General features: G+C 68.7%; 9 protein-coding genes and 1 pseudogene. 2 read left to right on the top strand and 8 right to left on the bottom strand.

All coding sequences use genetic code 11. The features are described from left to right. The coding region (locus tag DBR23_RS13355) for a GGDEF domain-containing protein (RefSeq protein WP_108498578.1) at positions 1-965 on the top strand (965 nt) is incomplete at its 5' end. Between the two features lie 21 nt (positions 966-986). On the opposite strand, the gene cobT is transcribed toward DBR23_RS13355, so the two are convergent. Continuing rightward, positions 987-2,051 carry a nicotinate-nucleotide--dimethylbenzimidazole phosphoribosyltransferase gene (gene cobT, locus DBR23_RS13350; protein ID WP_108498577.1) on the bottom strand — a complete coding sequence of 355 codons (1,065 nt, stop codon included), beginning with the start codon at positions 2,049-2,051 and terminating at the stop codon, positions 987-989. On the opposite strand from cobT, the gene DBR23_RS13345 reads away from it, so the two are divergent. Next, positions 2,050-2,838, top strand: coding sequence for a class I SAM-dependent methyltransferase (locus tag DBR23_RS13345; protein WP_108498576.1), 789 nt, complete (start codon positions 2,050-2,052; stop codon positions 2,836-2,838). The two genes, cobT and DBR23_RS13345, sit on opposite strands and share 2 nt — an antisense overlap. A 31-nt stretch (positions 2,839-2,869) precedes the next feature. Here DBR23_RS13345 and DBR23_RS13340 read toward each other — a convergent pair whose 3' ends face one another. From DBR23_RS13340 to DBR23_RS13310, 7 genes and pseudogenes are all read right to left on the bottom strand, one after another. Further along, positions 2,870-4,324 carry a cobyric acid synthase gene (locus tag DBR23_RS13340; protein WP_108498575.1) on the bottom strand — a complete coding sequence of 485 codons (1,455 nt, stop codon included), beginning with the start codon at positions 4,322-4,324 and terminating at the stop codon, positions 2,870-2,872. 35 nt (positions 4,325-4,359) lie between these two features. After that, positions 4,360-4,752, bottom strand: coding sequence for a DUF3037 domain-containing protein (locus tag DBR23_RS13335; RefSeq protein ID WP_099730642.1), 393 nt, complete (start codon positions 4,750-4,752; stop codon positions 4,360-4,362). Further along, positions 4,739-5,533, bottom strand: coding sequence for a HipA family kinase (locus DBR23_RS13330; RefSeq protein WP_108498574.1), 795 nt, complete (start codon positions 5,531-5,533; stop codon positions 4,739-4,741). Before DBR23_RS13330 ends, DBR23_RS13335 begins: the two co-directional genes overlap by 14 nt. Beyond that, complete coding sequence (locus DBR23_RS13325) at positions 5,530-6,609, bottom strand: aminotransferase class I/II-fold pyridoxal phosphate-dependent enzyme (RefSeq protein ID WP_099730644.1); 1,080 nt, start codon at positions 6,607-6,609, stop codon at positions 5,530-5,532. The genes DBR23_RS13330 and DBR23_RS13325 overlap by 4 nt, the downstream gene beginning before the upstream one ends. Continuing rightward, complete coding sequence (gene cbiB / locus DBR23_RS13320; RefSeq protein ID WP_108498579.1) at positions 6,606-7,547, bottom strand: adenosylcobinamide-phosphate synthase CbiB; 942 nt, start codon at positions 7,545-7,547, stop codon at positions 6,606-6,608. Before cbiB ends, DBR23_RS13325 begins: the two co-directional genes overlap by 4 nt. Before the next feature lie 69 nt (positions 7,548-7,616). Next, complete coding sequence (gene cobO / locus DBR23_RS13315) at positions 7,617-8,186, bottom strand: cob(I)yrinic acid a,c-diamide adenosyltransferase (protein ID WP_056064339.1); 570 nt, start codon at positions 8,184-8,186, stop codon at positions 7,617-7,619. A 29-nt stretch (positions 8,187-8,215) separates the two neighbouring features. Then, positions 8,216-8,489, bottom strand: a pseudogene (locus DBR23_RS13310) (hypothetical protein); the annotation flags it as partial.

Raw genomic sequence — 8,489 nt, 5'->3', positions numbered from 1 at the left:
CGCGTGGCGCCATCCCCGACTGGCTGGGCCTGGTGCTGGCCAACCAGCTGCTGGTGCTGGGCTCGGTCACTTATTACATGGGCACCCGCCAGTTCATGGGCCAGCCCGCCACCTGGCGCGCCTGGAACTGGGTGATGGCAGGCACCACGGTGGTGTTTGCCTGGCTGACCTACGGGTGGCCCAACTATGCCGTGCGGGTGGGGTTTTTCACCGTGGTGATGGGGGCGTTGTACGCCGCGCAACTGCGCTTCATGCTGCGCCACGGGGGGCGCAACTTCCCGGTGCGGCTGGTGGAGGTGATGCTGGGCCTGCACATGCTGGTACTGGGGGTCAGGCTGGGTTCGATCCTGGCTGGGCACGCGGGCAACGACCTGATGGAGCCCTCGCTGTTCCAGACCCTGTACATCGGTGCCTATGCGCTCACCGTGCTCATGTTGTCCATCGGCGCGGTGCTGATGGCCACAGACCGCTTGCGCACCGAGCTGGAGCACCTGGCCACCTATGACTCGCTGACCCAAACCCTCAACCGCCGTGCCTTGCTGCAGCGCTGCGAGGACGAGCTGGAGCGCGCGCAGCGCTACGGCGGCGGTCCGTCCATCATGATGGTGGACCTGGACAACTTCAAGGCGGTGAACGACACACGCGGCCACCAGCACGGCGATGCGGTGTTGGTGCACTTTGCCGAGCGCACCCGCCAGGTGCTGCGCCGCGCCGACCGCCTGGGTCGCTACGGGGGCGAGGAATTTCTGGTGCTGCTGCCGGGAGCCGACGCGCAAGCGGCCCTGGCCGTGGCCCAGCGCATCCACGCCACGCTGGCCTCGGGGCACCCGCTGGACTGCGAGGTGAGCATCGGGCTGACCAGCTGGAGCGGGTCACACGAGACCCTGGACGCGATGCTCTCCCGCGCCGACGCCGCGCTGTACCGCGCCAAGGAAGAAGGCCGCAACCAGACCGTGGTGGGCTAGAGCCTGCCCAAGCAGGGCGGCTCAGGCCGTCTGCGTCGCCACGCCAGCCGATTCAAAACTCGCCATCTCGCGCAGCACGGCGCAGGCCGATTGCAGCAACGGCCAGGCCAGCGCCGCGCCCGAACCCTCGCCCAGGCGCAAGCCCAGGTCCAGCAGAGGCTCTGCCTGCATCTGCGCCAGCATCAGGCTGTGGCCCCGTTCGCCCGAACGGTGGGCAAACACGCAGCGCTGCAGCACCTGCGGCGCGATGCGGCTGGCCACTAGCACGGCCGCGCTGGTGATGAAGCCGTCCACCACAATCACGCGCCGCTCGGCCGCTGCCTGCAGCACTGCGCCCACCAGCGTGGCCACCTCGTAGCCACCCAGGGCAGCCAGGGCCTCCAGCGGTCTGGTGGCGCCCGCATTGGCATCCAGCGCCTGCTGCAGCACGGCGCGCTTGCGTTCGATGCCCGCAGCATCCAGCCCCGTGCCCGCGCCCGTCACCTCGGCCAGCGGCAGCCCCGCAAGGCGCGCCAGCAGCAGTGATGCCACCGAGGTGTTGGCAATCCCCATCTCGCCCAGCAGCAAGGCGTTGCCTGGCAGGGCACGCACCACCTCCACCCCGTTGGCCAGCGCCTGGGCACATTGCTCGGCACTCATCGCCGGGCCGACGGAGGCATCCTGCGTGCCGGGTGCCACCTTGCGCAGCAACAAGCGCGGCTGGCCGGGCGCTGCATCGCGCGCAGCAATGGGCTTGGCCACACCACAGTCCACCACCGTGAGGCCCAGGCCATGCTGGCGCGCGAGCACACTCACGGCCGCGCCACCCGCCAGAAAGTTCTCCACCATCTGCCAGGTCACATCGCTCGGGAACGCCGAGACACCCCGCGCGGCCAGGCCATGGTCGCCGGCGCACACCAGCATCTGGGGAGCATGCAGCGCGGGGGATTCGGTGCCCAGGATCACGCCCAGGCGCAGCGCCAGGCGCTCCAGCAGGCCCAGCGAGCCCAAGGGCTTGGTCTTGTGGTCAATGACGTGCTGCAGGCGGCTGGCCAACGCGGCATCATGCAGGTCAGCAACGGATGGAAGTACGAAAGGTGAGGTCATGGTGATGGAGAACACAAAGAACGCCGTGCACAAAGCGGCACAGCAGGGTTTTGAAAAAGAAGCGCAGGCCTACGCGCGCGGCAGGCCGGACTACCCGGCGGCGCTGTCGGCCTGGCTGGCACAGACGTTGGGACTGGGCCCCGGTCGCGAGGTGGCCGATGTGGGCGCGGGCACCGGCAAATTCACCGCGCTGCTCGCAACCACCGGGGCCACGGTGGTGGGCGTGGAGCCCGTGGACGCCATGCGCGCCAAGATCGAAGCCTTGCAACTGCCCACGGTGCGCGCCGTGGCGGGCACGGCACAGGCCATTCCACTGCCGTCCGGCACGCTGGATGCCGTGGTCTGTGCACAGGCCTTCCACTGGTTTGCCACCCGCGAAGCCCTGGACGAATTCCACCGCCTGCTGCGGCCGGGCGGCAAGCTGGGACTGGTGTGGAATGTGCGCGATGAGTCGGTGGACTGGGTGGCGGAGCTCACCACCATCATCACGCCCTACGAGGGCGATGCCCCGCGCTTCTACAAGGGCGACTGGCGCAAACCCTTTCCACACCCCGGTTTCGGCCCATTGGTCGAGACCCGGCTGACCCACGAGCATGTGGGGCCACCCCAGCAGGTCATCGTGGACCGATTCATGTCGATCAGTTTCATCGCGGCCCTGCCAGATGCTGAACGCGCTGCGGTGCGTGCCCAGATCGAGGCTTTGATAGCCCGACACCCCGCGCTGCGCGGGCAGGACACCGTGCGCTTTCCGTACACCACCCTCGCCTGCCACTGCGAACGGGTGTGAGGGGCTGAATGGCGCCACGGTATCCGGCACGCTAAGGCGCTACCAGCGCATCCAGCACGCCCGGTGTGAAGCTGTTGCCCAGGAAGCCTGCGAGTCCGTCAAACACACTGTCCAGCGTGGGCACCTGCGCGCCAAACAGCGCGTGCAGCACCGCAGCATCCTCAAACAAGCCGTGCAGGTACACGCCCAGCACATTGCCCGCCGGGTTCTGCCAGGCGATGCCGGGGATGACCTCGCGCGCCACATCGCCCTTGGCAGCCATGGCCGGGTGCTGGGCGGTCTGGCCGTGGTGGATTTCGTAGCCCATGACGGACACGCCTGCGAGTGCAGCCCAGGCGCCCTGCACCACACCACACTGCGCCTGCGTGCGCTGCACGGTCTTGGCGACCTCGAAGGTGGTGACCAGGGGCAGCAGGCCCAGGCCCGGCGCATTGCCGTCGATGCCTGCGGTGTCGATCAATGCCTCGCCCAGCATCTGCAGGCCGCCACACACGCCCAGCACCGTGCCGCCCTGCCCCGCGTGATGGGCAATGGCCTGGTCAAGCCCTTGCGCGCGCAGCCAGGCCAGGTCGGCAGCGGTGGACTTGGAGCCCGGCAGCACCACCCAGTCGGTGGGCTTGAGGCCCGCCAGGTCGGCCGGGCTGCGCGCCCAGATCAGGCGCACGCCGGGCACGTTCTTGAGCGGCTGGAACTCGTCGAGGTTGCTGATGCGCGGGTAGGCGATGACGGCCACGGTGGTGTGGACCGCGCCCGCTGACAAGGTGCGGTCATCAAACACGCCGTCCTCCTCGGGCAGGCCATGGCGCCATTGCATGGGGATGGTGGCCACGGTGGGCACACCCGTGAGGTCTTGCAGCATCTGCGGCGCAGGCGCCAGCAGGCTGGCATCGCCGCGAAACTTGTTAAGCACAAAGCCTTGGATCAGCGCGCGCTCGTCCTCGGGCAACAGTGCCCAGGTGCCGTACAGGTGGGCGAACGCGCCGCCCCGGTCGATGTCGGTCACCAGCAGGCAGCGAGCATCGGCATGGCGGGCCACGCGCATGTTCACGATGTCGCTCGCGTGCAGGTTGATCTCTGCGGGCGAACCGGCGCCCTCGATCACCACCACGTCGTTCTCGGCGCGCAGTGCATCCAGCGCTGCGGCGATCTGCGGCCACACCTTTTCGCTGCGGCCGCGCCAGGGCATGGCGGTGAGCTCGGCACTCACCTGCCCCATCAGCACGACCTGGCTGTGCGTGTCGGCCTCGGGCTTGAGCAGCAGCGGGTTCATGCGCACCTCAGGCTCGGCACGCGCAGCCAGGGCCTGGAAATACTGGGCGCTGCCGATTTCACCCATCACACCCGCAGGGCCCGACACCACACGTGCGTTGTTGCTCATGTTCTGTGCCTTGAACGGAGCAACCTTCAGACCCTGGTTGCTGTAGTAGCGGCACAGCGCCGTGGTGAGCCAGCTTTTGCCCGCGCCGCTGGTGGTGCCAAGCACCATCACACAACGGGCCAATTGGGGAGCAGAGTTTTCAGTCAAGGCAGTGGGCGGACCATGCGGTCCATGATGTGTTCAAGTGCTGCAGCCGCATCGGTGCAGCGGCCCGTGTGCACGGGAGAGGTCTGGATGATGGCGCTGCGTTTGGCGGTGAGCCAGTGAAAGCGCTGGCGGTACGGCAGGCGCGCAATGGGGCCACAGCCTTCGTCGCCCGCACAGATGGCCACGATGGCGGCCAGATGGCGGCGCACGGTATCGATGTCGGCGTGCGGGTCCATGGCCAGCAGGCGCGCTTCATCGAGCGCGATGGCAGCCCGGAGAAAGCCGGTGCGCTGGCACGACAGGATCACGCCCGCGTTGATGAACTCTTCGCGCTCCACGCGCGGCACCACGCGCACGATGGCGTAGTCATACACCTCAGGCACGTGCATCGGCGGCCTCCTTCAGTGCATTCACCCAGGTGGCGCGCCCGGCCAGGCGGGCGCAGAAGTAGTCCACATAGGCCTGGCGGTGGGTAAGGGCAGCGGTCAGCAGGCCTTCTTCGTGATCTGCACCGGCCAGCACCAAAAACTCGTCGGGCACCTCGGCCAGGATGCCCGCCACCACCTCGGGCGTGAGGCGTGCGGCCAGCTCGGCATCCACCTGCGCGAGCAGCGTGGCCCGGGCCAGCAGCACATGGTCGGCAATGGGCGCAAAAGGTTTGGCGGGCAAGGCCACCGTGCCGTTCCAGGCATGGTGAAAGGTCAGTGCCGCACCGTGGTCGATGAGCCAGGGCTGGCGGTGCCACATCAGCAGATTGGTGTTGCGCGCAGTGCGGTCCACATTGCCCACCAAGGCATCGAACCACACGAGGCGCGAGGCAAAATCATCCGACACCACATCCACAGCCGGGTCGAAATTGAGCGCGCCCGACAGGTAATCCAGCCCCACGTTCAGGCCACCGCTGGCGCGCACCAGGTCCTGGATTTCGGGATCGGGCTCGGTCTGCGCCAGGGCGGGGTCGAGCTGGGCCAGCACGATCTCGGGCACGGGCAGGCCCAGCGCACGGGCGATGCCGCCCGCAATGATCTCGGCCAGCAGTGCGCGCACGCCCTGCCCTGCGCCACGGAACTTGAGCACGTAGGTGCCCAGGTCGTCGCCCTCGACGATGGCAGGCATGGAGCCACCTTCACGCAGCGGCGTGACGTAGCGATTGACGGTGATGGTTCTCACAAGGTCTCCCTCGATCCGATGGAATGCGGGATGGTACGGCCCGCAGGGCCCAAGACGGCCTGCCATGCGGCCCGCAGCGCATCTTGTGCGGCGGGCGACAACACCCCCAGGCGCACGGTGCCGGGCAGGCCGAACGACGCCGCATCGCGCAGCTTGATGCCACTGGCGCGCAGCGCAGCCAGATCGCTCTGCAACGTGTGGGTAGCAGGCTGCACGCAGAAATAGTTGGCCAGGCTGCCCGCGTGCACAGCCCAGCCCAGGTCGGTGCACAAGGCCAACTGGCGCGCCTTCCAATCGCCCAGAGTACGCAGGCTGTGCACCAGCCATTGCTGCACGGTGGCCTGCGTCCACGCCTGCAGCAGTGCCACGCCGTGGGCGCCCACAGGCCAGGAAGACGCCAGGGCCGTTAGCCCCAGCGCCTGCTCTTCACAGTCTGGCGGCGCAATCGCATAAGCGGCACGTACACCCGTCAGCCCCAGGGCCTTGTTGGGGGTCCAGAGCTGCCAGCAGGCCGAGGGCATGAGCGGCGACGGCGCGCCAGCCCATGCGCCCTCCGCGCCGAGCCGCAGGGGGACATACGCGCAGTCGAGCACACGCCAGGCAACGTCGGCATCGCTTTGTCGCCAACCGCGCAACGAGGGATCTTCCACACCCAGAGGGCTCGAGGGCTCGCACGCCCATTGCAGGGCCGCTGAGGCGCCGCCGCCCCGCAGCACCTCCAGCCCGCGCACCTGCGCGGCCTGGGCATAGTCGCCATAGCTGTGTGGCGGCACGGCCACCTGCACCGCGCCCTGCTGTGCGGCCAGCGCGGTGATGCGGTGGATGAACTCGCTGGCACTGGCCGCCAGCACGATGCGCCCTGGCGATACACCGTGGAAGGCACCCAGGGCCTCGCGCAGCGCCGTGTAGGCCGGGTCGGGGTAGCGCGTGGCGTCGGCCGCCTGCACGGCGTGCAGCGCCTCAGGGCATGGCCCGCAGGCGTTGCTGTTGGTCGAGAAATCAAACACCGGAACGCCAGCGGCGTCCGGGCCACCGTGCAACGGCGTGGGCGCAGAGAAACGACGCGGCGAGCTCATGCATGCGCCCAAGCAAACACCACCAGCACCAGCAACTGCAGGCCCGCCACCACGGGCACCATGGCCAGCACCACCTGCGTGCCCAGGCGTGCAGCGCGCCGCGTATCGAGCGGCCCCGCCCGGCGGCCCTTGCTGTGCAGCGTGTACACCCCGGGCTTGGCCAGGCGCACGTTCAACGCCAGTGCCATGGCCGCCATTGGCCAGCCGCTGTTGGGCGATGGCGTCTTGCGAGCCTGGCGGGCCAGCGTGGAAAACGGCAGTCCCCTGGCGACCACCGCCAGCAACAAGGCGGTGATGCGGGCCGGCACCCACGACAGCACATCGTCCGCCCGCGCCGCCCACTTGCCCGCCCATTGCCAGTAGCGCCCGCTGCGCATGCCGGGGTAGCCCCACATGGCGTCGGCCGTATTGGCCATGCGGTACAGCGCGGCCCCCGGCAGACCCAGCAGCGCAAACCAGAACAGCGGCGCCACCACGGAATCGTTGAGGTTCTCGGCCAGCGACTCGATGGCCGACTCGCGCACCTGCACGGCGGTGAGAGCGCTCACGTCCCGGCTCACCAGCCGGGCCAGTTGCGCGCGCCCGGCGGGCAGCGACTGGCCCAGCGCCACCTCCACTGCCAGCACCTCGTCGTGCAGCATGCGCCAGGCCAGCAGGGGCTTGAGCAGCAGCGCCAGCATGCCGAGGGCAAGCCAGCCGATCAGCGTCAACGCCAAGTGCTGCAACCACCAGGAAACTATCAAAACAATAGCAGCCAAGGCAATCCACACTAGCGCCCCCAGCCAAAAACGCCGAAAGTCCTGTACCACAGGCGTCAGCGGGGCCACCCGCTCGCCCCCCCAGTGCAAGGCCGTGCCCATCCACACCACCGGGTGCCAGCGGGCGGGCGGCTCCCCCAACCACCAGTCAATGGCCAGTGCCAGCAGCGGCACGCCCATCCACACCGCGGCCGCAGGCCAGCCCAGGCCAGGGAGCAGTAGCAAGGACCAGTGCTCGGACACAGTGGCTCAGTCTTCGATGCCGCGCTGCGCGGGAATGCCCGCCTTGAACGCGTGCTTGATCAGCTGCATCTCGGTCACGGTGTCGGCCAGCTCGATGATCTCGGGGGGGCAGCGGCGGCCGGTGAGGCACACGTGCACGTCCTTGGGCCGATCGCGCAGGGTCTGCAACACGCCGTCGAGCGGCAGCCAGCCGTAGATCAGCGGGTAGGTGATCTCGTCCAGCACCACCAGAAAATGCGCGCCCGACAGGATGGCGGCGCGCGCCTTTTCCCAGCCGTCGCGCGCAAGCTGGGCCGAGTGCTCCAGGTCCTTGCTCTTCCAGCTGAAGCCGTCGCCCAGGCCTTCGATGGGCAGGCCGATCTGCTCGAACATGCGGTGCTCGCCAAAGCGCGCCGTGGGCACTTTCATGAACTGGAAGATCTTCACGGCCTTGCCCCGGCCATGGGCGCGCAGCGCCAGGCCAAAGGCGGCCGTGCTTTTGCCCTTGCCGTCGCCGGTGTTGACGATGACAAGGCCCCGGCGTTCGCCCTCGGGTTTTTCGTAGCGTTTTTCGGTGGGCGGGGTTTCGATCTGCATGGTGTCGATTCTTTCAGAGAGGCCAGGCATCACACGCCGGCGGGTTGCAACGGGGAAGACAGCGAGGACGGACGGCGCGCCTGCCACGCGGCACCCGCCATCGCCACCAGGGCCATGACCAGCAGGGCCACGATGCCGGCCATGCGCTCCACGGAGCTGGGCTCGGTGGCGCTGTCAGAAGGGGCTGGCTCGGGCTGCCGCTCCAGCAATACGCCCATGGTAGGCACGGCGGGTGCGGAGGGTGGTGCTTCTGCCTGGGCGGGCGGCGCGGGCAGGTCAGCGGCGGGGGGCGCAGGCTGTGGC

The sequence above is a fragment of the Acidovorax sp. HMWF018 genome (genome assembly GCF_003061035.1).
GTDB classification, from domain to species: Bacteria; Pseudomonadota; Gammaproteobacteria; order Burkholderiales; family Burkholderiaceae_C; genus Acidovorax; species Acidovorax delafieldii.
Note: the sequence above shows the minus strand (reverse complement) of the source record. Positions and strands in the feature narration are given on the sequence as shown.

Coding starts and splice junctions, on each gene's coding strand:
- DBR23_RS13335 (WP_099730642.1), bottom strand. CDS start 4,752: ATGCACGTGCCTGAGGTGTATGACTACGCCATCGTGCGCGTGGTGCCG.
- DBR23_RS13325 (WP_099730644.1), bottom strand. CDS start 6,609: ATGAGCTCGCCGCGTCGTTTCTCTGCGCCCACGCCGTTGCACGGTGGC.
- DBR23_RS13345 (WP_108498576.1), top strand. CDS start 2,050: ATGGTGATGGAGAACACAAAGAACGCCGTGCACAAAGCGGCACAGCAG.
- cobO (WP_056064339.1), bottom strand. CDS start 8,186: ATGCAGATCGAAACCCCGCCCACCGAAAAACGCTACGAAAAACCCGAG.
- cobT (WP_108498577.1), bottom strand. CDS start 2,051: ATGACCTCACCTTTCGTACTTCCATCCGTTGCTGACCTGCATGATGCC.
- DBR23_RS13340 (WP_108498575.1), bottom strand. CDS start 4,324: ATGGTGCTTGGCACCACCAGCGGCGCGGGCAAAAGCTGGCTCACCACG.
- cbiB (WP_108498579.1), bottom strand. CDS start 7,547: ATGGGCGTGCCGCTGCTGGCACTGGCCATTGACTGGTGGTTGGGGGAG.